The following is a 24980-nucleotide window of genomic DNA, read 5'->3' on the forward strand; positions in this document are numbered from 1 at the left end:
CACAGGCGCTCCCATAATTCAGCAGCGCTTTTTTTGTGTCTGCTGATACGTGTTATGGCGGCTGTGCGCGGGATACCTTCGGGTATGCCGGGTTCCTTTTGTTCCCCGGTTCGCCAACCTGCGCACAGCTGCCACCCAATTCGTTTGGCGACGAGTCGTGGCGGGTTTCTTGAACAAAAGGACCTTCACTAATGAATGACACTTTAAAAGTCACCACCCACCAACCCTTCGACAATCTCGATGACATTCCGCTGTTCGCGGTCAATGCCGGCGTGCCGGTTGAAAATGCGCTGGAGCGTGCGGCGGATTTGATGTTGTACGTCCAACGCCTGTCGGCTGCCGATGCGTTTATCGACAGAAGTCAGGAGTCGGCCATCGTGCAAACCCTAAGTGAAATGGCTAAGGCGCTGACCAAGGCTTGCCAGGGTAGAAGGGCGGCGTAGGATTTGCCGTTGCGTGCAAGAAGGGGAACGAGGTGTTCCCCTTTTTAGTGGCTGGGATTTGGCTGGCGCTATGAATTGCCAGCGTGGTCGATTGGCGTCTGGTTTGCGCAGGCGGGTGAGCCAGGGTGGTGGGGTGCATACCAATCGCGCACCGATCCGAGATTCTGGATTCCGAATTGTCGGACCACCGCCTGCGCGGGAATGACGGAGGTGTTTGCGTAATCTTCCGTCGCACCGCCGAAGGCGGCGAACCGCCTGTACTTAATACCGCCGCGTCGTCAGCAACTCTTCCAACACCCGCGTCACCACCCGAAACGGCATGGACATATGGTCTTCGCCGCTTTCAACGTGGAAGTCGCTACGCAGCCCGTATTGCGACAGCGCTTCGAGGCGCCGTTGCAGGGCGCGGGCGTCTTGCAGTTCCTGGGGCATTTCGCGGTCGCCGACGAGCAGGGTCAGGCTGCTGTGGGTGAGGTTTACTTTGCCGTCGTGGGCGCGTTGGGTGAAGGCGCGTTCGGGCTCGAGCAGAAAGCGGTCGCGCCACCACAGGCTTGGGCTCACGGCCACGGTGTGTTGGAACAGGTGCGGGCGGGTGAAGAGGGTGTAGATGCCGAACATGCCGCCGAATGACCAGCCGACCAGACTGCGTTGGTCTTGGTCGACTTTGAAGCGCTCGCTCACTTTGGGCATCAGGCGTTTTTCGATGAAGTCGAGAAACAGGTCCTGGCCGCCTTGGGGTGGGTCGTTGCGGTCGGCCGGTTGCGGTGGCGAGAGGTCGAAGGCGCGGCGGTTGAAGTCGTACGGTGTGGTGCTGGGGTAGCCGATGGCGACGATGATGGCGCTTTTCATGCGGTCTTGGGCGCGCTTGGCGGCATGGAAGGCGGGGAAAAAGGCGTTGCCGTCGACCACGTAAATCACCGGATAGCCACCGGTGTAGGGCACATCGCCCTCCGGCAAGCTGATCATGATGCGGTAGTCGCGGCCCTCGGCGCTTTTCATTGCCCATTGCTCGGTGCCGTCGAGGGTTACCGGCTCGGCCATGGCGCTGCCAAGTAGCAACGCGGCGACTAGCAATACGGCGCTACGCAGCGCGTTCAGGCGGCTCACCAGCTGTAGCTCAGGCTGGTGACGACGCTGCGCGCTTCGCCGCGGTAGCAGTAGCCGTCTTGGCAGTTGATGTAGCGGCGGTCGGTGAGGTTGCGCGAGTTCAGGGCCAGGCGCACGCCGTCCAGGCCGCCGCCGAAGTCGTAGTGCACGCCAGCGTCGAACAAGGTGTAGTCCTCGTTTTTGCTGGTGTTCATGTTGTCGCCGTAGGTGCTGCCGGTATAGCGCGCGCCTGCGCCAAAGCCCAGGCCGAAGGGCAGGCTGTAGTCGAGCCACAGCGAGGCGAGGTGGCGAGGCACGTCTTTGGGTTCGTTGCCTTCGTCGCCGGCGATGCTTTTGGTGATTTCCGGGTCGTTGAAGCTGTAGCTGGCGTTCAGGCTCAGGCGCTCGGTCAGGTCGGTGACGGCTTCCAGTTCCAGGCCGCGCGAAACTTGTTCGCCGGTTTGCGTGCTCTTGAGTGGGTCTACGGCATCGCGGCTCACGACGTTTTGTTGGGTGAGGTGGTACAGCGAGGCGGTGAGCATCGTCGTGGTGCCGGGCGGTTGGTATTTCAGGCCCACTTCGTATTGCTTGCCTTCGGTGGGCGCAAACGGCTCGCCATTGGCTTGGGTGTCGGTGGACGGCTGGAACGACTCGGCGTAACTCGCGTAGGGCGCCAGCCCGTTGTCGAACAGGTACAGCACGCCCAGTTGGCCGGTGGTGGCGGCGTCGCTGTCTTTGCGGTTTTCGTTGCCGGGCAGGTTGCCGTTGTTGCGCGTGTGCACCCAATCGCGGCGCAGCCCGGCGGAGAGGCGCCAATTGCCGATTTCCAACTGGTCGTTGATGTAGGCGCCGGCGCGGTGGATCAGGCCGTCCTGGTCGACGATCGGCGAGGTCGGTGTGGACACGGGCTGGTGGTAGTCCGGCGAGTACAGGTCAATCGACGGGCCGGGGCCGGAGGCGTACAGCAGCGAGGTGTCGATCCAGGCGTAGTCGACGCCGGTGATCAGCGTGTGTTGCACCTCGCCCGTGGCGAAGCGGCTGATGAGGCGGGTGTCGGTGGAGAGCGATTCCATGTCTTCGTACACGCCAACGGCGTAGCGCTCCAGCGTGCGGCCGCCAACCAGGCCAGTGGGTTGCAGGTACTGGTTGGTGGTGTCCACCTGGCCGTAGCGCAGGTTTTGTTGAAGGCTGAAGGTGTCGTTGAAGGCGTGTTCGAATTCGTAGCCGATAGTCCATTGGCGCTGTTCGAGCTTGTCGAAATATTCGTCGCCCTGCCAGAAGTCGGTGAGGTGGTCGCCGTCCTGGTAGAGCATCGGCGAGGCGGCTGTTTCCCGTTCCTGGTACTGAGCGAGCAGGGTCAAGCTGGTGTCGGGGTCGATTTGCCAGGTGAGCGACGGCGCGATCAGGCGGGTGTCGTTGTTCATCTGCTCGATGGAATATTCGGCGTCGCGGTACACGCCCACGGTGCGGAACAGCACGTCGCCGTCGTCGTCGAGTTTGCCGCCGATGTCGAACTGGCCTTGGCGGTGGTTGTAGTTGCCGTCCTGAATTTCAACTTGGTTTTTCGCCTCAAGGCTCGGGCGTTTGCTCACGCGGTTGACCATGCCGCCGGGGCTGATTTGCCCGTACAAAACGGACGCCGGGCCCTTGAGCACTTCGATGCGCTCCAGGTTGTAGGCTTCGGTGGAGTACAGCGACAGCCAGCCGCTGCCGGGCTGGCGCAGGCCGTCGAGGAAGTCGGCCGATTGAGTGGTTTCAAAACCGCGCACGCTGATCATGTCGAAGCGCGGGTCCAGGCCGGAGCTGCCCACGCGCACGCCGGCGCTGTAGGCCACGGCATCTTCCACGCGGTCGACTTTGCGGTCGGCGATCTGCTCGGCGGTAACCACGCTGATGGCCTGTGCGGTTTCGAGAATGGGTTTGTCGGTTTTCGTCGCACTGCTGGCGTTGCTGGCGAAGTAGCCGGGCACCGGGGCGAAGGCGCTTTGCATGGCGCTGGCGTCGATGCTGGTGGGGTTCAGTTGCAAGGCTTCGCCGCTGGCCACTTGTTCAACGGTGAAGGTGCCGTTGTCGGTGATGCGCAATGCCAACCCGCTGCCGCTAAGTGCCTGCTGGGCCGCGGCCTCGGCACTGAATTCACCCTGTACCGCAGCGCTGCTGCGACCGCGCACCAGGGCTGGGTCGGCGACGATGGTACGACCGCTTTGCCGAGCGATTTGGCGCAGGGCTTGGTCCAGCGGCATGGCGGCCAGGTCGTAGCGTTGCAGCGTTTGGTCGGCATGGGCGACGGCTGAACCCAGGGCGATGACGCCGCCAGAAAATGCCAGGGCAACGGCCATGGCCAAACGCGCGGCGCGGGGTGAGGAAGAACGCATGGCAGAGACTTTCCTTGCAGGAGAGAGTGGGAACTTCCTCCTCTGTCGCGCGAGTTCGAAAAACCCCTCACGCGATTTGAATTTATTTTCAGCAGGCGCGCGTCAGGCCAGGTCGATCAAGCTGACCGGGCCGTATTGCACGACGGTGATGGGCAGCACCTGGGCGAGCGATTGCAGGGTGCGGTCGCTGTCGTCCAGGGCAAACACGCCGAATACGCGAAGGCTCGCCGCTTCCGGTGAAACGCGCAGCAGCCCGTAGCGGTAGGGCCGCAGGGCGTCGACCACGGCGCCGAGGGATTCGTCGTCGATGTCCAGTCGGCCATCGAGCCAGGCGTCGTTGCGGGCGCGGCTGGGCATGGCGGCGAGGGTTTGGTTGGCGCTGAACAGCACGCTTTGGCCGGCGCTGATTACAGCCTGATGCCCGTGCTGATCGAATACCTGCACGCTATTTTCTTGCACGCTGACCAGGGTTTGCTCAGGCAGCTGACGCACCACAAAGCGCGAGGCGAGGGTGCTGATGCGGCCCTGGGCGGTGATTACTTCGAAGGGCCGCAGCGGGTCGGCCAATGCCTGAATGCTCAGCTCGCCTTGCTTCAGTGTGACCTGCCGCGTGCGGGTGCTGAACAACACGTTGGCGGCGCTGCGGGCGTTAAGCGTGAGCGTGCTGCCGTCGTCGAGGCGCAGCTGTTTGCGCTCGGCGGTGCCGGTATAAAAATCGCTGAACAAGCCTTCCAACGGCATGCGCCGCTGCAACGCCAGCACCCCAGGCAAGCCGGCCAGCAGTAGCAATGCTGTGCCGCCGCGCAGCAGGCGCCGCCGCTCATGGGAAATGCCCGAGCTGCGCAACACGCGGGCGGCAACCGGCGCGCTGCCGGGCAGTTGCCGCTGCACGTCGGCGAGCTGATTGAACGGCGCCTGCACCGCGCCGCTGATGGTTTCCCAGGCGCGGCGGTGGGCGTTATCGGCGGTTAGCCAGGCGTTGAAGGCGGCTTGATCGTTGGCATTGGCGCGACCGGAGTCGAGAAATACCAGCCAGTCGATGGCAGCCTTAATAGCCGGCGTCAGGCTCGGGTGCGACGGCGTCACGACAAAGTCGCCAAATAGCACTGGGTAACGGCCCGCTTGATCCAGCGCTCCACGGTGGCCAGCGAAACGCCCAGTTGCTCGGCGATTTGCGGGTGGGTCATGCCGTCGAGGCGATTGAGCAGAAAGGCGTGGCGCACTTTGCTCGGCAAGTCATTAAGCATGGCGTCGATCACCGCCACGGCTTCGCGCAGCAAGGCGAAATCTTCTTCCGACGGCACCACGGTTTCCGGCAGGCTGGCCAGCGCTTCGAGGTAGGCGCGTTCTAACTCATTGCGGCGCCAGAACGAGCAGAGCACTCGCTTGGCAACCACGCAGAGGAAGGCGCGCGGCTCGTCGATGACCGCGGCTTGCTGAGATTTGAGGGTGCGCACGAAGGTGTCTTGCGCCAGGTCGGCGGCATCGGCGTGCGAGCCCAGACGACGCAGCAACCAGCTCTGTAACCAGCGGTGGTTTTCCGCGTACAGGGTATGGAAGGGGTCTTGAGAGGCGACGCGCAGGTCTGGCACAAATGCACACGGTTAGTAATTAGCAATGTTTCGCATTTTCGACAACTGCTGGCTAATTTGCAACTGCGGCGGACGGGGCGCGTGGTTAGGTAGCTTTTGCCTTGTCGACCAGTTGCTGCAGCCACGCGGCGTCTTGCGCATTAACAACGCCGTACTGATCGGGCGGCGCGAAGGCCCAGTGGTGTGCTGCTTCGGTAAGACGCTGAAGCTCGTCGGTGCTCAGCCAGTAGGGGGTGTTTTGCACAGGAATGGGCGCGCCCTCCAAGCGTTGGCCGAGGGTCAGGTTGGTTCTGGGGGCGAAGGCGATAGCGACTTGAGCACTGGCTTGCAGGTGCTGTTCAGGCGCCGGCTGTTTGGCTTCGCGGGCGTAGGTGAAGGTGCCGGGGTAGTGTTTTTTTAGCACCAGCCAGCGGCCCGCGGTTGTGGTTGCGAGCAGCCATTGGGTGATGCCGCTGTCGTAGGCGTCTTCCAGGCGCTCGCCGTTCCAGATGCTAAGGGTGTTGCAGTCAGGGTCGTAGGCGTTGGACCACACATTGGTGGCGGTCACTAACGTGTGGCGCTCCAGTTCAACCTCGCCGCGCTCGGGCAAGGTTCGCCAGTACCGTTTGGTCGCGTCGCGCTTGGCGTGGCGGATGTTGAGCAGCACCCAAGCGGCGGTGAAGAGCAGGGTGGCCGGCACTAGCCAGACGTAAGTCGTGGCGAGGAGGTGGTCGATGTCTAGACGTGCGTCGAACAGGGTGCGGTAGAGCAACAGGCCGACGATGTAGGCGAGGAACGGCAGTATCGGGCCGAAGCACAGCGGCGCTACGCAGACGGTGAGCCAACTGAAGCGTTCGCTGGCGGCGCATTCCTGAGCCCGGGCGTGTTCTTCCGGGAGCATGGGCGCGGTGTCGCGAGGGGGTAGGGTGGGGTTTGGGGTGTGGAAGTGGGCTAGGGGGTTGGGCATATAGGGGAACGGGCGGTGGCCTAGGTGGGCGTAGCGTAGCAGCGTGGGCGGGGATGGGGCTTCGCCTTTGCGAGAATGACGTAGGTTTTATTGAGTTTTCCGTTCTCTCCCTTGAAGGCGGTGGTTCGACGATTGGGATCGAGGCTCGCGGAGTTATCTGCGTCTCCTGAAAGATTCTGGATCCCCGCCTTCGCGGGGATGACGGAGAACTTTTCAGCGTTTTTCGTCAGGTCCGACGGATGAAAGGGGCAAAAACATCCGTCATCCTCGCGAACGCGGGGATCCAGTATTGTGAGTCGATCGCCGATCTCCACGACCCGCGCAAATTCCCTCCCAGCAACCAACCCCCACGCTACATTTGTGCCTTATTACTGCGTTATCTTCAGCCCCCTCACACCGGCCCCAATCCCGACGCTCCCATGACCAACCCCACGCCTCAGCCCACCCCCATCCCCCTATTCCAAGCCCTGCTCTTCTGGCTAAAACTCGGCTTTATCAGTTTCGGCGGCCCGGCCGGGCAGATCGCGATCATGCATCAGGAGTTGGTCGAGCGCCGACGCTGGATTTCCGAGCGGCGTTTTCTGCATGCGTTGAATTACTGCATGGTGCTGCCCGGCCCCGAGGCGCAGCAGTTGGCGACGTATATCGGTTGGTTGATGCATCGCACCTGGGGCGGGGTGATTGCTGGCGGGCTGTTTGTGTTGCCGTCGCTGTTTATTTTGATTGCGCTGTCGTGGGTGTACATCGCCTTTGGTGAGGTGCCGGTGGTGGCCGGTTTGTTCTATGGCATCAAGCCGGCGGTGACGGCGATTGTGGTGCAGGCGGCCCATCGCATCGGCTCGCGGGCGTTGAAGAACAATTGGCTGTGGGGCATTGCCGCTGCCTCGTTTGTGGCGATTTTTGCCTTGAGCGTGTCGTTCCCGTTGATTGTGCTGTCGGCGGCCTTGCTGGGTTACGTGGGCGGGAAAGTCGCGCCGAACGTGTTCAGTGTCGGCGGCGGGCATGGGGCGGCGAAGCAGTCGTTCGGGCCGGCGCTGATTGATGACGACACGCCCACGCCCGAGCACGCGCGCTTTCGCTGGTCGCGCCTGGTTGTGTTGCTGGTAGTGGGCGCTGGGCTGTGGGCGTTGCCGATGGGGTTGTTGACTGCGCTGTATGGCTGGCACGGCACGTTCACGCAGATGGGTTGGTTTTTCACCAAGGCGGCGCTGCTGACATTTGGCGGCGCGTACGCGGTGCTGCCGTATGTGTATCAGGGCGCGGTGGGGCATTACGGCTGGCTGACGCCCACGCAAATGATCGACGGCTTGGCGCTGGGCGAAACCACGCCGGGGCCGCTGATTATGGTGGTGGCGTTTGTCGGGTTTGTTGGCGGTTATGTGCAGCCGGTGTTTGGCGCCGACCATGCGTTTCTGGCTGGGGCGCTGGCGGCTGCGCTGGTGACGTGGTTTACCTTTCTGCCCTCGTTTCTGTTCATTCTGGCGGGTGGGCCGTTGGTGGAATCGACGCACAACGAGCTGAAATTCACCGCACCGTTAACCGCGATTACCGCAGCGGTGGTGGGTGTGATTCTCAACCTGGCGGTGTTTTTTGCCTATCACGTGTTGTGGCCCAAAGGCTTTGACGGCTCGCTGGATTGGCCGTCGGCGGTTATCGCGGTCGCAGCGGCGGTGGCGCTGTTTCGTTTCAAGTGGGGCGTGATTCGCGTGCTGTTTAGCTGCGCAGTGGTGGGGTTAGGGGTTTACCTGCTGCGCCATTAACGCCAAGGAGCCAATACAAATTCCGCAATACTTGGCCAGCGGTGCGACGGTTTCTTATTGGGTAGGATGGCCGCCCGAAATCACTCTTGGCCTTTATGAACACGCTTCAGGAACCTCCCAGTTTTAGCCACACCCGTTTAACGCCTCGTTCTGCCCCGCCGCGCCATCGCGCCGCTCACCTTCGCCCTTCTTCGATGCAGGTTCTCTAAACATGGAATGGATAGCTGACCCCACGGCCTGGCTAGGCCTGCTCACGCTTATTGTTTTGGAACTGGTGCTGGGCATCGACAACCTGGTGTTTATCGCCATCCTCGCCGACAAGCTGCCGCCGGAGCAGCGCGACCGGGCGCGGCTGATCGGCCTGTCGCTGGCGTTGATCATGCGCCTGGGCCTGTTGGCGAGTATTTCCTGGATGGTGACGCTCACCGAGCCGCTGTTCGAGGTGTTCGACAAGAGCTTCTCGGGCCGTGATTTGATCATGCTGTTCGGCGGTATCTTCCTGCTGTTCAAGGCGACCATGGAGTTGCATGAGCGCCTCGAAGGCCACATTGCCGAACGCTCGGCCGGCGCCGGTTACGCGCTGTTCTGGCCCATCGTGGCGCAAATCGTGGTGCTTGATGCGGTGTTCTCGCTGGACGCGGTGATTACCGCCGTCGGCATGGTGGAACACCTGAGCGTGATGATGATTGCGGTGGTGGTGTCCATCGGCGTGATGATCGTGGCGAGCAAGCCGCTGACCGCGTTTGTTAACGCACGCCCGACGGTGATCATGCTGTGCCTGGGCTTCTTGATGATGATCGGTTTCAGCTTGGCGGCCGAAGGCTTGGGTTTCCACATTCCCAAGGGTTATCTGTACGCGGCCATCGGTTTCTCTATTGTGATCGAGCTGTTCAACCAGTTGGCGCGCCGTGGTCGCCAGCGCTCGGCGCAAGGCAAGCTGCCGCGCCGTGCCCGCACCGCTCATGCGGTGATGCGTTTGCTCGGCGGGCGTGAACTGACCGTGGACGAAGTGGGCGAGGAAATCGCCGATCTGGTGCAGGGCGATGACCAGCAGCCGGCGTTCAACCGCCGCGAGCGGGTGATGATCAGCGGCGTGTTGCAACTGGCCGAGCGCCCGGTGCGCGCGGTGATGACGCCGCGCGCCGAGGTGCTGTATCTCGACGTGGCCGACAGCCCGGAAGACATCCGCCACAAGCTGATGAACTCGTCGTACTCGCGCCTGCCGCTGGTACGCGAAGGCCATATCGACGAGCCGCTGGGCTTTGTGCATAAGAAGGAGTTGCTCAAGGAATTGCTCGCCGGCCACTGGCCGGACCTGCACACCATGGCGCGCCAAACCATTAACGTGCTGGAGCACTTCACCGTGCTCAACGCCCTGGAACAGATGCGCAAAGAGTCGACGCACATCGCCTTTGTGGTCAGCGAGTTCGGCGATTTCATTGGCGTGTTGACCATGACTGACATCCTCGAATCCATTGCTGGCGAGCTGCCTGATGCCAGCGAAGTGGACGGCCCGGACATTGTCGCCGACGGCGATGCCTTCTTGGTCAGCGGTGCGCTTAACCTCAGCCTGGTGCAGGAACGCATCGGCTTTGCTGCCAGCGCCACCGACGATTACCAAACCGTGGCCGGCCTGGTAATGAGTCTGCTGGATCGCTTGCCGGTGATTGGCGATGAGGTGGAGTGGGGCGGTTGGTCGCTTTCGGTCACTGAGGTGTCGGAGCGCCGGGTGACGCGGGTGCGTTTGGCCCGCCAGTAACCGCAGTCGAACAAGCACGAGCCCCCGCCGAAACGCGGGGGCTCGTTTGTTTTAGCCGAGGCTAAAGCGCGCCGTGTTGTCGTTCAGCGCGCGGCTGCCTTGGCTTAAACGGTCGGCCGCCTGATTGACCGCACGGGCGCCGTCGAGCAGGCGGATGGCGGCTTGGTCCACTTGCTGAATGCTGCCGCTGACGGCGTCGGCCGTGGTGGCTTGTTCTTCCACGGCGGTGGCGATTTGCGCCAGGGTGTCGCTTACGCCCTGAACCGCGCTGGCGATTTCCCCGAGGCTCACGCCCAAACCGGTCACGGCAGTGGCATCGCTCTGCGCTTGGCCGCACGCCGCTTCCATCAGTTCCACGGCCTGGCGCACGGTGCTGCGTAGGCTTTCCACGGTGGTGGCGATTTGCAGCGTGGAGGCTTGGGTGCGTTGCGAAAGGCTGCGCACCTCATCGGCCACCACGGCAAAGCCGCGGCCCTGATCGCCGGCACGGGCCGCTTCGATGGCGGCGTTCAGTGCCAGCAGGTTGGTTTGCTCGGCGATGCCGCGAATGCTGTCGACCACCGAATGAATCTGTTGGCCCTGATCGCTGACGCGCCCCAACGCTTCGGCGGTGTCGCTCAGGCGCTGGTTGAGTTCCTGAATGCTGGCAGTGGTGCGTTCGCTGTCGCGGTTGCTGGCTTCGGCAATGGCGCGGGTCTGGCGCACGCTGGCCGAAGCTTGTTCGCAGCTTTTCGCCACGCCGAGCGAGGTGGCGGCCAGTTGCGTGGCGGCGGTGGCGATCTGGCTGATCTGATGTTGCTGCGCTTCCACTTCGCCGAGGGTGTCGGTGGAGTGGGAATTTAGGGTGATCACCGCGTCGCTGAGTTGGTACGTCTCGTGGTTTACGCCCAGCAAGCTGGTACGCAGTTGCACCACGGCGACGTTCAGCGCGGCGCTGATGGCGGCCAGTTCATCGCGCCCTTGCACCGCCACTTCCACGCACAAATTGCCGTCGCGCAGCGACTGGGCAAGGGTGGTAATGCCACTGGCGCTGCGGCGAATCGAGCTTTGCAGACACACAAACAAATACACGGCCGCCAGCAACAACAGGCCAAACGCCACGGCCACTGGAATGGCTTGGGCAATGGCGCGGTTGTGGTAGAAATCCAGGCGCGCGTCCAGCGATTGCAGCGACTGTTGGCGCAGTACCGAAAGGGTGCTGAGCAGGCTGTCCATGGTGCGCTGGAACGTCGGGCCTTTCATGCTGATGGTGTCGCCGAACAAGCCGTCATCCAAGGCCTTGAGGTCGGCGTTGAGGGTTTGCTGGGTGGCGCCGTATTGGTCGGCCCACGCGCTGAGTGCGGCCGGCAGCTTGGCTTGCAAGGTGGCGCCGGTTTTGTCCAATTGCGCGCGGGCGTCATTGATGCGGGCGCGCAGGTCGCGCAGTTGCAGGCGGCTTTGCAGGCTGAACTGACCCGCCGCCACCGACGCTTCGCCCATGCTCGCCAGGCGACCGACGCGTTCGATCATTTCGGGAGACTGTTGCGTGGCGATCTGCATCAGCAAATAACCTTCCACCGACGGGTCGAGCGTCAAGCCGCTGTCGATCGCGATCTGGTCGCGCAGGCCTTGCAAACTCGCCTTCATGGCGGTGCAGCGGTCGAGCGCATCGGGCCACCAGCCCACGGTGCGAAGGCTGGCTAATTCCAATTGCGCGGCGCCGGTTTGCAGGTCTTGCAGGCGCTTTTGCACGTCGTCGCTGGCGCCTTCTGCGCGCAGCGTTTCGGCGAAGCTGTCCATGGCCGAGCGCAGCGCCGGCATGGAATTGTCGAGCTGAGTGATGGCTTGTTGCGCATCGGCACCGGGCACGCGTGCGGTGTCCACGGCTTTCCAGCGCGCAGCCAGGTTGCGCCGGGCCGACAACTGCTCATCCACCGCATCCAGCGCGAGCAATTGGCGCACGCCGCTGTGTTCCTTGGCGATCACAGCGAGCTTGGCTTGAAAGGTTTGGCTGACCATCCACAAGCTGCCCGCCAGCGGCAGGGCGAATAGCAGGAACAGCAGTTGGAATTTGCGGGCAAAGCCGAAGCGGCTCAGAAGATGGATCCCTGGGGATAAAACGGACTGCATGAACGACGACTCCTCAAAGGATCTTGCCAGCGTTCCGTTGTACAGAACGCTGTTAGGGCTGCCGGTGCTGGCAATGAGCCATTTAACTAGCAAGTTCCGGACCGCGCCGCTGCGGCGTCGATGCAAGGCGCGGCCAACGGTGCGGCGCAGGCTGGCGCGTCGTTTTGGTGCGCGCGGGCGAAAACGCAGCGCGGCGGTGCACCCGTTTGTGTCACTGAATGACACAGCGGCGCGCGCGCTTTACCCTCGGCACCTCATTCTCAGGGAGTTACTCATGCCGCAGTTTTTCTGGTTGCACGAGCACATGGAGCATTGCCCCACCATGGCCGCCTGGCTGTACGAGCAGTTCAGCTACGAGTACGTGGGCCAGTCGTTGGCTGATTGGCAGCACGAATTTGCTGCCGGCCAGCACAATGGCGACTGGCCGAGTGTGGTGGCTGTCGACAACGGCCAACTGCTGGGCGGCGCGGCACTGGCCAGCGACGATCTCCCCGGCCGTGACGACCTCGGGCCGTGGTTGGCCTGCGTGTTCGTAACGCCGCAGGCGCGCGGCCAGGGCATCGCTGAAGCATTGGTGGACAAGGTGTGCGAGCGGGCGCGAGTCGAGGGGGTGCAACGCTTGTATTTGCACACTCAGGACCGCGCCGACTATTACGCCAAACGCGGCTGGGTGACGGTTGAACAGTTCGAGCGCTGGGGAAAGCCCCAGTCCCTGATGTCCCACGACCTTTAATCTGCGCTAGGCCAGTAACCGCGCCAGTTCCGCTTGCAGATTCGCCCGTGCTTTGGCTTCCCACAGCGTGCGAATTTCGTCATGGCTGTAGAGGTAGGGCATCGCCATTAAGGTGTTGAGCACCTTGGCGCGGCCGGCGTTGAACAGCGCCTCGGGCACCCAGGCAAATTCGGCGCGAATGGCTTCGGTGTAGGCGTGGTAAGCGTCGGCGGGCAGAGCGAGTACCGATAAATCGAGATCCACCACCAGCCCCGCGTCATCCGCTGCGGCGGGCTCAACGTGGGCGGTGGCGAGAATGTGCCGGCGCACGCTGGCGATGTGCTCGGGCAAGCCGGCCTCACGCAGCCAGGCTTCGGCCAAGTCGGCGCTGGCGGCTTCGTTGTCCTGGCGCTGGGTGTGGTAGATGGCGTCGTGCGTCCACAGGGCAAATTCCACCACGGGCAGATCGCCAGCCAGGTGCTGGAAATGGTCGAGGTGCTGCAAGCAGGCGTTGATATGGGCGCCGTTGTGGTAGTGGCGCTGCGGTTCAGCGTAATGCGCGGCGAGGGTGGCGAAACTGCCTTCGGGCGCAACGGCGCCGAGCCGTTCCCACAGCGTTTGCCAGCGCTGGGCCGAGAGCGTGGCGTCTGTCATGCCGAGGCCTCGACAGTCTTTTCTTCAAAGGCGACTTGCGCGGCGTTGAGCGCTTCGATGTTGCGCTCTACCCAGTGATCCAGTGCCCGAATCGGTTCGCTCAGCGACAAACCCAACGCCGTCAGCGAGTACTCCACACGCGGCGGTACTTCGGGGTAGGCGGTGCGCGTGACGAGGCCGAATTTCTCGAGCCGGCGTAGCGTCTGAATCAGCATTTTCTCGGAAATACCGTCGACGTGCCGCCGCAGCTCAGCGGTGCGGCGCGTGCCGTGGGCCAGGGTGTGAATCAGCAACAGTGCCCATTTATCAGCCAGCACATCGAGGACATAGCGCGCCGGGCAGGTGACGCTGAATACATTGCCGGCACGGCAGGCGGCGTGGTCGTGCTGATCGAGCATAAGGGCGCTTCCAAATTAGTCGGGGATATCAAATGCATACTTACCGCAAGGTGGGTACTTGTGCCAGAGAAAGCAATCGCTAAGCTCAGTGCACGCGTGCTTCCCACGCGCCTGCCATGCTCCATTACTGAGTGAAGGATTGCTTATGAAACTGTATTTCTCTCCAGGTGCCTGCTCGTTGGCTCCCCATATCGCCTTGCTGGAAGCCGGCTTGGCGTTCGAGACCGAAAAAGTCGACCTTAAAGCCAAGGTCACAGCCAGCGGCGCCGACTTCACTGCCATCAACAAAAAAGGCTACGTGCCTGCGCTGACGTTGGATAACGGCCAGTTGCTGACCGAGGGCGCGGCGCTGCTGCAATACATCGCCGACCAGAGCCCGCAAAGCGGTTTGGCACCGGCTGCTGGCACCTTCGCGCGCTATCAGTTGCAAGAGTGGCTGACCTTTATCGGCTCGGAAATTCACAAGCCCATGGGCTCGATGTTTAACCCGGCGCAATCGGCCGACTGGAAAGCGGCCGTCAGCGCCACGCTGACCAAACGCCTGGACTACGTAGCCGCTCAGTTGGCCGATAACGACTACCTGCTCGGCAACCAATTTACCGTGGCCGATGCGTACCTGTTCACCGTGCTCAACTGGGCCAACGTGGTCGGTTTTTCCCTGGCGCCGTGGCCGGCGGTACAAGCGCTTTCGGCGCGCGTTGCAGCGCGGCCAAAAGTGGTCGAGGCGCTAAAGGCCGAAGGGTTGGTATAAGCGCGACGGTAACGATGCTGCGAGCGTGTGACTAGCTGCCGTGCCGGGCGGTCGCCTCAGGCGCTTGGTAAACACACACCTGATTGCGCCCGCGACTCTTGGCCTCGTACAACGCGGTATCGGCTTGCTTGATCAAGTCGGGCACGTTGTCCTGCTCGGCTTCTTGGGCGTACACCACCGTGACGCCGAGACTCACCGTCACGATTTGCAGAGGGCTGGCCAGGTGTTCGCGGGCCAGCTCTTGCACCGCCTTGCGAATCCCTTCCGCCATTTTCAAGGTGTTGGCCTGGTCAGAGCCGGGTAGCAACAGCATCATTTCTTCGCCGCCATAGCGAGCGGGCAGGTCTTCGGCACGGCGCGCCCAGGCCGCCAGCACTTTTGCCACGGCCTGAATGCACGCATCGCCGGCAACATGGCCGTAGCGGTCGTTGTAGAGCTTGAAGTGGTCGATATCCAACATGATCACGCCCAGCGGCGCCTGAGTGCGGCGCACGCGACCCAATTCCTGAGGCAGTACTTCGTCCAGCCGGCGGCGGTTGGCCAGGCCCGTCAGGGCGTCTTCTATCGAGAATTTCTGCAGGGCTTCGTGGGCATCGTGGCGTTCTTTTTCGGCCAGTTCGCTGCGCGAAATCTGCTGCAGCAGCACGCGGGCAAAGGCCAACATGCTCAAGCCAATGAGCGCGAACACCACGCTGGCAACGATCAATTGCCGCCACCAGGGCAAGCGAATGGCTTTGGCGGAAATGCCGGAAATGGCCACCAGCGGGAAGTCGCTGAAGCGTTGATAGCTGTACATGCGTTCCTTGCCGTCGACGGACGATTCGATAAGCGCCGAGCCTGAATCCTGCCGCGTCAGATACTCGGTAAAAATGGGGCCATGACCAATGCTGGTGCCGATCAGTTCAGCGACGTAAGGGCGGCGGACCAGGATCGTGCCGTCGCTATAAGTGAGGGTGAAGGCGTCTTCCTTGCTGGTGCGAAACTGGGCGTAAAAGTCATTGAAGTAACTGAGCTTGAGCGTCGCCAGCGCAACGCCGGCAAAGCTGCCGTCCGGATTATTGATGCGCCGCGACACCGGAATGATCAGCTCGCCGGTAGAGCGGCTGGTGATGACCTTGCCGATGTGCACGCCGCGTTCGGTATGGGTGCGGTGGTAGACGAAATATTCGCGGTCAGCGTTGTTGGCGTTGGGCGCAATGCTGTCTTTATCGGTGACCAGCCATTCGCCGTCAGGGCCATAGATAAACAGCCCATGCAACTGCGGCAGGATGGTCATCTGCCCTTTGAGATACAGCTGCATCCGCGTGGCATTCAGGCCGGACAAGCTTTCCCACTCGCTGCGTTCGACAATGCCCAACAGCAAAGTGTCGGCCTGGCGAATGGCGCCGCGCACTTCGGTTTCAGCAGCGCGCGTGAGATTGGTGGCCGCTTGGCGGGCCTGGAAAAATGCTTGGCGATACGACTGATATAGCTGCCAGCCTTCCAGGGCCAGCACCACGGTCAAACCAAAACACACCAGGCCGTAGGTGAGGCCGCGTAGCCGATCGATGTGTAATGTTTGCGTGCGCTGCATAGCACGGAGTGGCCTGTTCTAGGGCTGAGTGATGCAAGCGTAGCCCAGCGAGCGGGCATTGGAGACGCGCCCGCGACGCGTGAAGGTGAACACGCCCTAACCGCGCACCAACTTTCGCAGCGCAAACCGATTGGGATGACAGGCTTCGGCGACATCCCGCGGCACCGGCAGCGGTTCGTTGTTCAGCCAGGCAGCAAGCAGTTCGCCCGCCAGCGGCGCGGTAATCAGCCCGCGTGAACCGTGCCCACTGTTCACGTACAAACCGGGCAGCCACGGGCAGGCGGTGTCGGGGTTTTGCCGGGCGTCTTTGCGCAACACGGCGTAGGCGCTGGCAAAGGCGTCAGCGTCGGCGACCGGGCCAACGATTGGCAAATAATCCGGGCTGGTGCAGCGAAAAGCGGCGCGGCCTTGCAGCTCGTCCACCGGCAATTCGCGGGCATCCAATCGCTCAGCCAGGTCGCTGGAAATGTCCTCGAGCAGCTGCAAATTGCTCACGTGCTCGGCTGCTTTCACGGTCAGGTCGTCGCTGTGAAAGTCGAAGCTGGCGCCCAGGGTGTGTTCGCCATCGCGCGCTGGCGCAACGTAGCCTTCGGCGCACACCACAGTGCTCAGCGAACGGCTCTGCGGTGTTTGTGGCAGGCGCGTGATTTGGCCGCGAATGCGTTTAAGCGGTAGTGATGCGGTGGGCGCAAACGCGCGCACATCGGCGGCGCCGGCCAGCACCACGACGCTGGCGCTGGCAATGTCATGCTCGCCGTCGCGGGCGTGCCATTGGCCGTTGTGCGGGTGCAGTTCGAGCACGTTGTGATGGGTGAGCAATTGCACGCCAGGGTGTTGGGCCAGCAACTGGCACAACGCCGGCGGATGCACCCAACCACCGTTCGGATAGAACAGCCCGCCGCTGGCCAATGCGATGCCGGCGTGTTGCTCGGCCTGTTCCCGGTTCAGCGAATGCAACAAGTCGGCGGGAAACGCGGCCGCAAGCTTCGCCTGGCGCGCGGCTTCTTTATCGTCGAAGGCCAGTTGCAGCACGCCGCAAGCGTCCCAATCCTGCCCGCGCTGCAAGCGTTGGATTTGCCGACGGGTATGGCCGAAACCCGCCACGATCAAGCGCGACAACGTGGTGCCATGGGCGGACAGCTTGAGGTACAGCACGCCCTGCGGATTGCCCGACCCTTCTTGCGCCACCTCGCCATGGCGCTCCAGCAGCGTTACCTGCCAGCCGCGCGCTGCCAGGCTGTGTGCGGTGGCGCAGCCGGCCAGCCCGGCGCCCACCACCAGGGCCGTGCGCGGGCCGCCGAGCGGCGCGGGGCGGGCGTACCAGGCGGGCGAGGGAGGCGTAGCAGGCGCGTCTTCCAGGCCAATGAAATGACCTTTCAGCACTTCCCATTTATGCCCCAGGCCAGGCACACGCTTGAGTTTGAAACCGACCGCTTTCAGCGCCCGGCGCACCACGCCCGCCGTGGTGAAGGTGCCCAGCGTCGTGTGCGGCGTCGACAGTCGCGCCAGTTCGCTAAACAGTTGCGGCGACCACATGTCCGGGTTTTTCGCCGGCGCGAAGCCGTCGAGAAACCAGGCGTCTATTTCAGCGTCGAGTTGTGGGAGCAGCTCCATTACATCGCCGATCAACAGCGTCAGCACCACGCGGCCGCCGTCGAACAACACGCGCTGGAAACCGGGGTGCAAGGCCACGTATTGATCCAGCAATGGCTCGGAAAATGGCTGCAACGCTGGCCACAGCGACAGCGCCCGTTGCAGGTCAGCGTGGCTGAGTGGGTATTTTTCGACACTGACAAAATGCAGCTGCGCCCCGGCCGGTGAGGTGCGCGCAAACAACTCCCAGGCGCAGAGAAAATTCAGACCGGTGCCAAAACCGGTTTCGCCAATCACCAGCTTGCCGTTTGGCGGCAGGGCGGCGAAGCGCGCGGGCAGGTCGTTGTTATCAAGAAAGACGTAGCGTGGTTCATCAAGCCCGGCGCTGTTGGAGAAATACACATCGCCATAGGCCCGCGAATGCGGTTGGCCGAGTTCATCCCAATCGAGCTGGGCGGTGCTGGTTGCGGGGGAAAGAGGGCTGTCGGACATGATCGGTTCTGGCGCGGCAAGGCGCGCATTCTAGCCGATCCTGCCGCCGGGCATGGCTAGCGCGGCGCAATCCGCTAGGCTGTGCCAATCACGTTAACGAATGGAGCGAGGTTTTATGTTTGAGTCCGCCGAAATTGGCCACGCCATTGATAAGGAAGACTACGAGGCGGCCATTCCTGCGCTGCGCGAGGCGCTGCTCGAAGCGCAATTCGAATTGCAGCAGCAGGCGCGTTTTCCGGTGATCGTGCTGATCAACGGCATCGAGGGCGCTGGCAAAGGCGAGACGGTCAAACTGCTCAATGAGTGGATGGACCCCAGGCTGATTCAGGTAAACACCTTCGACCAGCAAACCGATGAGGAACTGGCCCATCCGCCGGCCTGGCGCTACTGGCGGCAACTGCCGCCCAAAGGGCGCATGGGCATCTTTTTCGGCAATTGGTACAGCCAGATGATTCAGGGCCGGGTGCATGGCCATTTCAAAGACGCGGTGCTCGACCAGGCCATCATCGGCGCGGAAAACCTCGAACGCATGCTGTGCGACGAGGGTGCGCTGATTTTTAAATTCTGGTTCCACCTGTCGAAGAAACAGATGAAAGCGCGCCTGAAGAGTCTGAAAGACGACCCCGAACGTAGCTGGCGATTGAGCCCGTTGGATTGGCAGCAATCGGAAACCTATGACAGGTTTGTGCGCTTCGGTGAACGTGTGCTGCACAAAACCAGCCGCGATTACGCTCCTTGGTACGTGGTGGAAGGCGCCGACGAGAACTACCGCAACCTGACGGTGGCGAAAATTCTGCTTGAAGGGCTGCAAGCCGCGCTCAAGGTCAAAGAAAGCACGCAACGCCATCCCCACGCTGGCCCGGCCTCGGTCAGCATCGACAACCGCAGCCTGCTGGGCAGCCTCGATCTCACCCAACAGTTGGAAAAAGAGCAGTACCAGAAACAACTGGCAGCCGAGCAGGCGCGCCTGGCTGGGCTGATGCGCGACAAACGCTTTCGCAAGCATTCGTTGGTCACTGTGTTCGAAGGCAACGACGCGGCTGGCAAAGGCGGCGCCATTCGCCGAGTGGCGGCGGCGCTCGACCCGCGCCAATACCGCATCGTGCCCATCGCCGCGCCCACCGAAGAAGAACGCGCGCAGCCTTACTTGTGGCGCTTCTGGCGACACATTCCGCCGCTCGGCAAATTCACCGTATTCGATCGTTCCTGGTACGGCCGCGTATTGGTCGAGCGGGTTGAGGGTTTTTGCACCCCGGCAGACTGGCTGCGCGCCTACGGTGAGATCAACGACTTCGAAGAACAGCTGACCCGCGCTGGCGTGGTGGTGGTGAAGTTCTGGCTTTCCATCGACTCGGAAACCCAACTGAAGCGCTTTCAGGAGCGTGAGGAAATTTCCTTTAAACGCTTCAAAATCACTGAAGAAGACTGGCGTAATCGGGAAAAGTGGCCGCAATACGCCGACGCCGTGGAAGACATGGTTGACCGTACCAGCACGCAGTTGGCGCCCTGGACCTTGGTGGAGGCCAACGACAAACGCTTCGCCCGGGTAAAAGTGCTGCGCACCATCAACGACGCCCTTGAGCGCGCGTTGCACAAGGACTGATCAGCAGCACCCGTGTAGGCGTTGAAAAGGGCAGGATCGCTGCGCATACACGGGATGAATAATCATCGCCGTGGCGCTTGCGGCGGTTTTATCCTAGCGGCCAGCTGCACTCCAGCCCTGATCTTTCCCGAACAAAAACGAGGTGCGTGATGCGTGAAGTAGTGATCGTCGACAGCGTGCGGACTGGCCTGGCCAAGTCCTTTCGCGGCAAGTTCAACCTGACCCGTCCGGACGACATGGCCGCGCATTGCGTCAATGCCCTGCTGGAACGCAACAAGATCGACCCGGCTTCGGTAGAAGACTGCATCGTCGGTGCAGGCTCCAACGAAGGCGCGCAGGGTTACAACATTGGCCGCAACGTGGCCGTGTTGTCGGGCCTGGGCACTCAGGTGGCCGGCATGACCCTAAACCGTTTCTGCTCCTCGGGCCTGCAGGCTATCGCTATCGCCGCCAACCAGATTGCCTCGGGCTGCAGCGACATCATCGTCGCCGGCGGTGTTGAGTCGATCACCATGACCCTGAAAAGCGTCAACACCGACAATCTGATCAACCCGCTGCTCAAAGTTAGCTCGCCGGGCATCTACTACCCGATGGGTCAAACCGCCGAGATCGTCGCCCGCCGCTACAACGTCACCCGCGAGCAGCAGGACGAATACGCCCTGCAAAGCCAGCAACGCACCGCGCGCGCCCAGGCTGAAGGCCTGTTCGACGACGAAATCGTACCGATGGCCGTCAAGTACCAAGTGGAAGACAAAGCCACTGGCGAAAAATCCATCGTTGAGGGCGTGGTCGATCGCGACGACTGCAACCGTGCCGACACCACCCTGGCCAGCCTGCAAGGCCTGAAGCCAGTGTTCGCCGAAGACGGTTCGGTAACGGCCGGCAACGCCTCGCAGCTGTCGGACGGCGCCTCCATGACCTTGGTGATGAGTCTGGATAAAGCCAAGGAACTAGGCCTGGAACCGCTAGCGTATTTCCGCGGTTTCACCGTTGCGGGTTGTGAGCCAGACGAAATGGGCATCGGCCCGGTGTACTCGGTGCCCAAACTGCTCGAAGCCCGTGGCCTGGAAGTGGACGACATCGACCTGTGGGAACTGAACGAAGCGTTCGCCTCGCAGTGCCTGTATGCCCGTGACTTCCTGAAAATCGACAACGAAAAATACAACGTCAACGGCGGCTCGATCTCCATCGGCCACCCGTTCGGCATGACCGGCTCGCGCCAGGTCGGCCACCTCGTGCGTGAATTGCGTCGTCGCGGCAAGCGCTACGGCATTGTGACCATGTGCGTAGGCGGCGGTATGGGCGCCACCGGCCTGTTCGAAACCTACAAATAAGGTTTCGCCGCCCATAAAAAACCGCGCTTCGGCGCGGTTTTTTTATGCGGTGTTAATTCCCGTCCCTCAGGTGGCGAATTCCTGTAGGAGAGGCTTCAGCCTCGATTCCCTGCGCGACAACGGTGATGTCGAACCTAGTGATCGAGAGTCCCATGCCGATCCATAAACGTGCGGCTCTCGATAATGTCATCGCCCTGCAATTGCCGGCGCACGTACATGGCAATTTCCCGCTCGGCATCCACGCGAGTGAAGTACGGGCCTTCCAACGTGCCTTCGCGGGTGGCGAAAAAATACTGACCATTCACCGCGCTCACCCGCTCACTGCGGTAATGGGTAGCGGCGGCGGCATCCTGCGTACGTTGGCTGAACATGGGTGGGGCTCCATAGGCGAGTCGGATTGTGTGAGTGTAATCACACTTTGCCTATTCGCCACGTTGGCCGATAAATGGTGGCCTTTTCCAAGCAGATCGCCACCAAATACGTTATTTCCACTTAATTGACGTCAGCGTAATGGCGTTTTCCAGGTCGGGGCGGCGAGCCATACAGTTACGGCGCTCAACTGTTCCTGTGTTTGCGGGTGGACGGCTGCCTAGAATGCGGGCTTTGCCAGCGTTTGCTGCGCTCTGCTCACTTGAGGCTGCCATGCACACTTCTTCCGGCCGTTGGGTTTACGGCCTGACGCTTGCCCTGATTACCGCCGTGCTCTGGGGCGTTCTTCCTATCAAATTGAAAGAAGTGCTGGAGGTCATGGACCCCATCACCGTGACCTGGTATCGCCTGATCGTTTCCGGCTCGCTGCTGCTGGTGTACCTGGCGTTGACCCGCCGCCTGCCCGATTTCAAATTGCTCGGCGGCAACGGCCGGACGTTGCTGGCGGTGGCCGTGCTGGGGCTTATCGGCAATTACGTGCTGTATCTGATCGGCCTGAAAGTGCTCAGCCCCGGCACTACGCAATTGGTGATTCAGGTGGCGCCGATTCTGTTTCTGCTGGGCAGCGTGTGGCTGTTCCATGAGCGCTTTAGCGTCGGCCAGGCGATTGGCCTGGCGGTGCTGATTCTCGGTTTTGGGTTGTTCTTCAACCAGCGCCTGCATGAGCTGCTGACGTCGCTGGGCACCTACACGGTCGGCGTGCTCACCGTATTGCTCGCTGCCTTCGTGTGGACCTTTTACGGCCTGGCGCAAAAGCAGCTGCTGACCCGCTGGAATTCCATGCAAGTGATGATGGTGATTTACCTGGCGTGCGCAGCGCTGCTCACGCCGTGGGCGCATCCGGCGCAGGTGCTGCAACTGAGCGCGTTGCAGTTCTGGTTGTTGATTGCCTGCTGCCTGAACACGCTGGTGGCCTACGGCGCGTTTGCCGAGGCGCTGGCGCATTGGGAAGGGTCGCGGGTGAGTGCAACGTTGGCCATCACGCCGCTGGTAACCTTTGCCTCGGTGGCCGCCGCCGCGCAGCTATGGCCTGAACATGTTCATCCTGAGCAGATCAATTGGCTGGCGTATGTCGGTGCGGTGCTGGTGGTGTTGGGCTCGGCGGTGACGGCGATTGGGCCGTCGTTGATGGCCAACCTGCGGGCACGGCGGGCGACGGGGGAGTAGGGCTGCGGTCGCTTCACTGTTTGCACATTCCACTGTGAGAGCGGCCGGCCTGCACTCCGGTTCAGCCGGAATGCTCTCTCGAAAAGCATCGCGGCTAAACCGGATCGCCGGCCGGCCGCTCCCACAGGGTGTTTTTCAAATCTTCAAATCTTCGAGCCCAACAACTCGGCCTTGCGCAACCATGCCTGGCGCTGCGTTTCAGTTGACGGCCGAATGGGTGAGAACTGCGCCAGTCGGCGGGTTTTGATGCCGCAGAAGCCCAGAATAGTGCGGGTCATTTGCCGGTGCGCCGGGGCGCCGTAGATCCAGCGGAAGTACCAGGGCGGTGTGTCCATGGTCACCAGCAGATCGGCCGTGCGGCCGGTCAACAGTTTGTCCCACAGTTGCGAGCGGTTGCGGTATTTGAAGGCGAAGCCGGGCAGAAAAGTGCGGTCGAAAAAGCCTTTGAGCAGCGCCGGAATGCCGCCCCACCACACCGGGTAAACAAACACCAAATGCTCGGCCCAGTGAATCTGGCGCTGGGCTTCAAGCAGGTCGGCTTCCAGGGTCTGGCTTTGGTCGTAACCGTCGCGCAGGATCGGGTCGAATTGCAGCTCGCCGAGCTTCAGCTGGCGCACCACGTGGCCCTGGCCACGGGCGCCGACGGTGTATGCCTCGGCCAAGGCGTTGCAAAAACTGTTGCCCTTGGGCGTGCCCAAAATCAGCAGTATTCGCTTGCCGTCGCCCTCCAATGGCGTGGCGCCGCTCCTGACCTCATCACTCATGGCTACCAGCCTCAAGCATGCTTTCCGGTCGCACCCATTCGTCGAACTGCTCGTTAGTGACGAAGCCCAGCGCCACCGCCGCTTCGCGCAACGTCGTGCCTTCGCTGTAGGCCTTTTTGGCGATTTGTGCGGATTTGTCGTAACCGATATGCGGATTCAGCGCAGTCACCAGCATCAGCCCGCGTTCCAGGTGCGCAGCCATTTGCGTGGCGTCCGGCTCCAGGCCTTCCACGCAGTGCTTCTGGAAATTGCGGCAACCGTCGGCCAGCAGGCGAATGGATTGCAGCAGGTTATGGATGATCACCGGCTTGAACACGTTGAGCTGCAGATGGCCCTGGCTGGCGGCAAAAGTGATAGTGGTGTCGTTGCCCATCACTTGGCAGGCGAGCATCGACAGCGCTTCGCACTGGGTCGGGTTGACCTTGCCGGGCATGATCGAGCTGCCCGGCTCGTTGGCCGGCAGGCGCACTTCAGCAAACCCGGCACGCGGGCCGGAGCCGAGCAGGCGCAGGTCGTTGGCGATTTTCATCAAGGCCACGGCCAGGGTTTTCAAGGCGCCGGCCAGGGTCACCAGCGGCTCGTGCCCGGCGAGTGCGGCAAACTTGTTCGGGGCAGAGGCCAGCGGCAAGCCGGAAAGGGCGGTCAGCTCGGCGGCGATGGCTTCGGCGAAACCGTGCGGAGAGTTGAGTGCGGTGCCAACGGCGGTGCCGCCTTGCGCCAGCTCACACACGGCGGGCAGGGCGGCGCGGATGGCGCGTTCGGCGTAGCCCAATTGGGCGACGAAGGCGGAAAGCTCCTGGCCGAAGGTGACGGGTGTGGCGTCCATCATGTGCGTGCGCCCGGTTTTCACCAGATGCATGTGCCGCGCTGCCTGTTCGGCAAGCCCGCCCGACAGCTCGGCAATCGCCGGCAGCAGGTCGTGGGTAATCGCTTGCGCGGTGGCAATGTGCATGGCGGTGGGGAAGGCGTCATTGGAGCTTTGCGAGCGGTTTACGTGGTCGTTCGGGTGCACCGGCACCTTGCCGCCGCGTCCTTTACCGGCCAGCTCGTTGGCGCGCCCGGCAATCACTTCGTTGACGTTCATGTTGCTTTGCGTGCCGCTGCCGGTTTGCCACACCACCAGTGGGAATTGGTCGTCGTGCTGGCCGGCGAGCACCTCGTCGGCGGCTTGTTCGATCAGGCGGGCGATGTCGGGCGGCAGGTCGCCGATGCGGTCGTTCACCCGCGCGGCGGCTTTCTTGATCAGCGCCAGGGCGTGCAGCACGGCCAGCGGCATGCGTTCCTGGCCGATCGCGAAGTTGATCAGCGAACGTTGCGTCTGGGCGCCCCAATACGCCGCTTCAGGAACGTCGATGGCGCCGATGCTGTCGGTTTCAATGCGATTCATGGTTCTTCTCCGCGGACTGTTCCGGCAGTTTAGGCGTTGCTCTGGCGGGCAGG

At 62.3% G+C, this 24980-nt stretch carries 21 protein-coding genes; 8 read left to right on the plus strand and 13 right to left on the minus strand.

All coding sequences use genetic code 11. From position 1 onward, the window contains the following. Positions 1-191 precede the first annotated feature (191 nt). Positions 192-443, plus strand: coding sequence for a DUF3077 domain-containing protein (locus ACZZ0Q_RS08490; RefSeq protein ID WP_463539355.1), 252 nt, complete (start codon positions 192-194; stop codon positions 441-443). A 261-nt stretch (positions 444-704) separates the two neighbouring features. Here ACZZ0Q_RS08490 and ACZZ0Q_RS08495 read toward each other — a convergent pair whose 3' ends face one another. The 5 genes from ACZZ0Q_RS08495 to ACZZ0Q_RS08515 form a co-directional block, all read right to left on the minus strand. Beyond that, positions 705-1550, minus strand: a complete 846-nt coding sequence (locus ACZZ0Q_RS08495; protein WP_463539354.1) for an alpha/beta hydrolase — start codon at positions 1548-1550, stop codon at positions 705-707. Next, positions 1547-3904, minus strand: coding sequence for a TonB-dependent siderophore receptor (locus tag ACZZ0Q_RS08500; protein WP_463539353.1), 2358 nt, complete (start codon positions 3902-3904; stop codon positions 1547-1549). Before ACZZ0Q_RS08500 ends, ACZZ0Q_RS08495 begins: the two co-directional genes overlap by 4 nt. 102 nt (positions 3905-4006) lie before the next feature. After that, a complete protein-coding gene (locus ACZZ0Q_RS08505) occupies positions 4007-4990 on the minus strand; it encodes a FecR domain-containing protein (RefSeq protein WP_463539352.1) in 984 nt (327 codons plus the stop codon). Continuing rightward, entirely contained in the window at positions 4987-5496 is a 510-nt protein-coding gene (locus ACZZ0Q_RS08510) for a sigma-70 family RNA polymerase sigma factor (protein WP_463539351.1), read from the minus strand. The genes ACZZ0Q_RS08505 and ACZZ0Q_RS08510 overlap by 4 nt, the downstream gene beginning before the upstream one ends. Before the next feature lie 85 nt (positions 5497-5581). Beyond that, positions 5582-6442 carry a hypothetical protein gene (locus ACZZ0Q_RS08515; protein WP_463560467.1) on the minus strand — a complete coding sequence of 287 codons (861 nt, stop codon included), beginning with the start codon at positions 6440-6442 and terminating at the stop codon, positions 5582-5584. Between the two features lie 419 nt (positions 6443-6861). Here ACZZ0Q_RS08515 and chrA point away from each other — a divergent pair, with 419 nt between their 5' ends. Both chrA and ACZZ0Q_RS08525 read left to right on the plus strand, forming a co-directional pair. After that, positions 6862-8202, plus strand: coding sequence for a chromate efflux transporter (gene chrA / locus ACZZ0Q_RS08520; protein ID WP_463539348.1), 1341 nt, complete (start codon positions 6862-6864; stop codon positions 8200-8202). Between the two features lie 211 nt (positions 8203-8413). Further along, positions 8414-9961: a TerC family protein gene (locus tag ACZZ0Q_RS08525; protein ID WP_463539347.1), complete on the plus strand. Its 1548-nt coding sequence runs from the start codon at positions 8414-8416 to the stop codon at positions 9959-9961. A 51-nt stretch (positions 9962-10012) separates the two neighbouring features. Here ACZZ0Q_RS08525 and ACZZ0Q_RS08530 read toward each other — a convergent pair whose 3' ends face one another. After that, entirely contained in the window at positions 10013-12070 is a 2058-nt protein-coding gene (locus ACZZ0Q_RS08530; protein ID WP_463560469.1) for a methyl-accepting chemotaxis protein, read from the minus strand. Between the two features lie 274 nt (positions 12071-12344). On the opposite strand from ACZZ0Q_RS08530, the gene ACZZ0Q_RS08535 reads away from it, so the two are divergent. Continuing rightward, on the plus strand, positions 12345-12803 hold the full coding sequence (locus tag ACZZ0Q_RS08535) for a GNAT family N-acetyltransferase (RefSeq protein WP_463539346.1): 459 nt from the start codon (positions 12345-12347) through the stop codon (positions 12801-12803). A 6-nt stretch (positions 12804-12809) separates the two neighbouring features. Here the strand turns inward: ACZZ0Q_RS08535 and ACZZ0Q_RS08540 are convergent, their stop codons facing one another. Both ACZZ0Q_RS08540 and ACZZ0Q_RS08545 read right to left on the minus strand, forming a co-directional pair. Next, on the minus strand, positions 12810-13436 hold the full coding sequence (locus tag ACZZ0Q_RS08540) for an HD domain-containing protein (RefSeq protein ID WP_463539345.1): 627 nt from the start codon (positions 13434-13436) through the stop codon (positions 12810-12812). Continuing rightward, on the minus strand, positions 13433-13834 hold the full coding sequence (locus tag ACZZ0Q_RS08545; RefSeq protein WP_463539344.1) for a winged helix-turn-helix transcriptional regulator: 402 nt from the start codon (positions 13832-13834) through the stop codon (positions 13433-13435). The genes ACZZ0Q_RS08540 and ACZZ0Q_RS08545 overlap by 4 nt, the downstream gene beginning before the upstream one ends. Before the next feature lie 145 nt (positions 13835-13979). Here ACZZ0Q_RS08545 and gstA point away from each other — a divergent pair, with 145 nt between their 5' ends. Continuing rightward, positions 13980-14585, plus strand: a complete 606-nt coding sequence (gene gstA / locus ACZZ0Q_RS08550) for a glutathione transferase GstA (protein WP_463539343.1) — start codon at positions 13980-13982, stop codon at positions 14583-14585. 31 nt (positions 14586-14616) lie between these two features. Here gstA and ACZZ0Q_RS08555 read toward each other — a convergent pair whose 3' ends face one another. Together ACZZ0Q_RS08555 and mnmC are read right to left on the minus strand one after the other, a co-directional pair. Continuing rightward, complete coding sequence (locus ACZZ0Q_RS08555) at positions 14617-16158, minus strand: sensor domain-containing diguanylate cyclase (protein WP_463539342.1); 1542 nt, start codon at positions 16156-16158, stop codon at positions 14617-14619. A gap of 96 nt (positions 16159-16254) precedes the next feature. Beyond that, positions 16255-18243, minus strand: a complete 1989-nt coding sequence (gene mnmC, locus ACZZ0Q_RS08560; RefSeq protein WP_463539341.1) for a bifunctional tRNA (5-methylaminomethyl-2-thiouridine)(34)-methyltransferase MnmC2/FAD-dependent 5-carboxymethylaminomethyl-2-thiouridine(34) oxidoreductase MnmC1 — start codon at positions 18241-18243, stop codon at positions 16255-16257. A 115-nt stretch (positions 18244-18358) separates the two neighbouring features. On the opposite strand from mnmC, the gene pap reads away from it, so the two are divergent. Further along, a complete protein-coding gene (pap, locus tag ACZZ0Q_RS08565) occupies positions 18359-19846 on the plus strand; it encodes a polyphosphate:AMP phosphotransferase (RefSeq protein WP_463539340.1) in 1488 nt (495 codons plus the stop codon). A 149-nt stretch (positions 19847-19995) separates the two neighbouring features. Beyond that, positions 19996-21180, plus strand: a complete 1185-nt coding sequence (locus ACZZ0Q_RS08570) for a thiolase family protein (RefSeq protein WP_463539339.1) — start codon at positions 19996-19998, stop codon at positions 21178-21180. Positions 21181-21314: 134 nt separating this feature from the next. On the opposite strand, the gene ACZZ0Q_RS08575 is transcribed toward ACZZ0Q_RS08570, so the two are convergent. Next, complete coding sequence (locus tag ACZZ0Q_RS08575; protein WP_463539338.1) at positions 21315-21551, minus strand: DUF6316 family protein; 237 nt, start codon at positions 21549-21551, stop codon at positions 21315-21317. 271 nt (positions 21552-21822) lie between these two features. Here ACZZ0Q_RS08575 and ACZZ0Q_RS08580 point away from each other — a divergent pair, with 271 nt between their 5' ends. Next, a complete protein-coding gene (locus tag ACZZ0Q_RS08580; protein ID WP_463560471.1) occupies positions 21823-22776 on the plus strand; it encodes a DMT family transporter in 954 nt (317 codons plus the stop codon). A 143-nt stretch (positions 22777-22919) separates the two neighbouring features. Here the strand turns inward: ACZZ0Q_RS08580 and ACZZ0Q_RS08585 are convergent, their stop codons facing one another. Together ACZZ0Q_RS08585 and ACZZ0Q_RS08590 are read right to left on the minus strand one after the other, a co-directional pair. Then, on the minus strand, positions 22920-23540 hold the full coding sequence (locus ACZZ0Q_RS08585) for an NAD(P)H-dependent oxidoreductase (RefSeq protein ID WP_122495039.1): 621 nt from the start codon (positions 23538-23540) through the stop codon (positions 22920-22922). Continuing rightward, entirely contained in the window at positions 23533-24927 is a 1395-nt protein-coding gene (locus ACZZ0Q_RS08590) for a class II fumarate hydratase (protein ID WP_463539337.1), read from the minus strand. Before ACZZ0Q_RS08590 ends, ACZZ0Q_RS08585 begins: the two co-directional genes overlap by 8 nt. Between the last annotated feature and the right edge of the window lie 53 nt (positions 24928-24980).

This window comes from Pseudomonas sp. AC070, assembly GCF_979258635.1.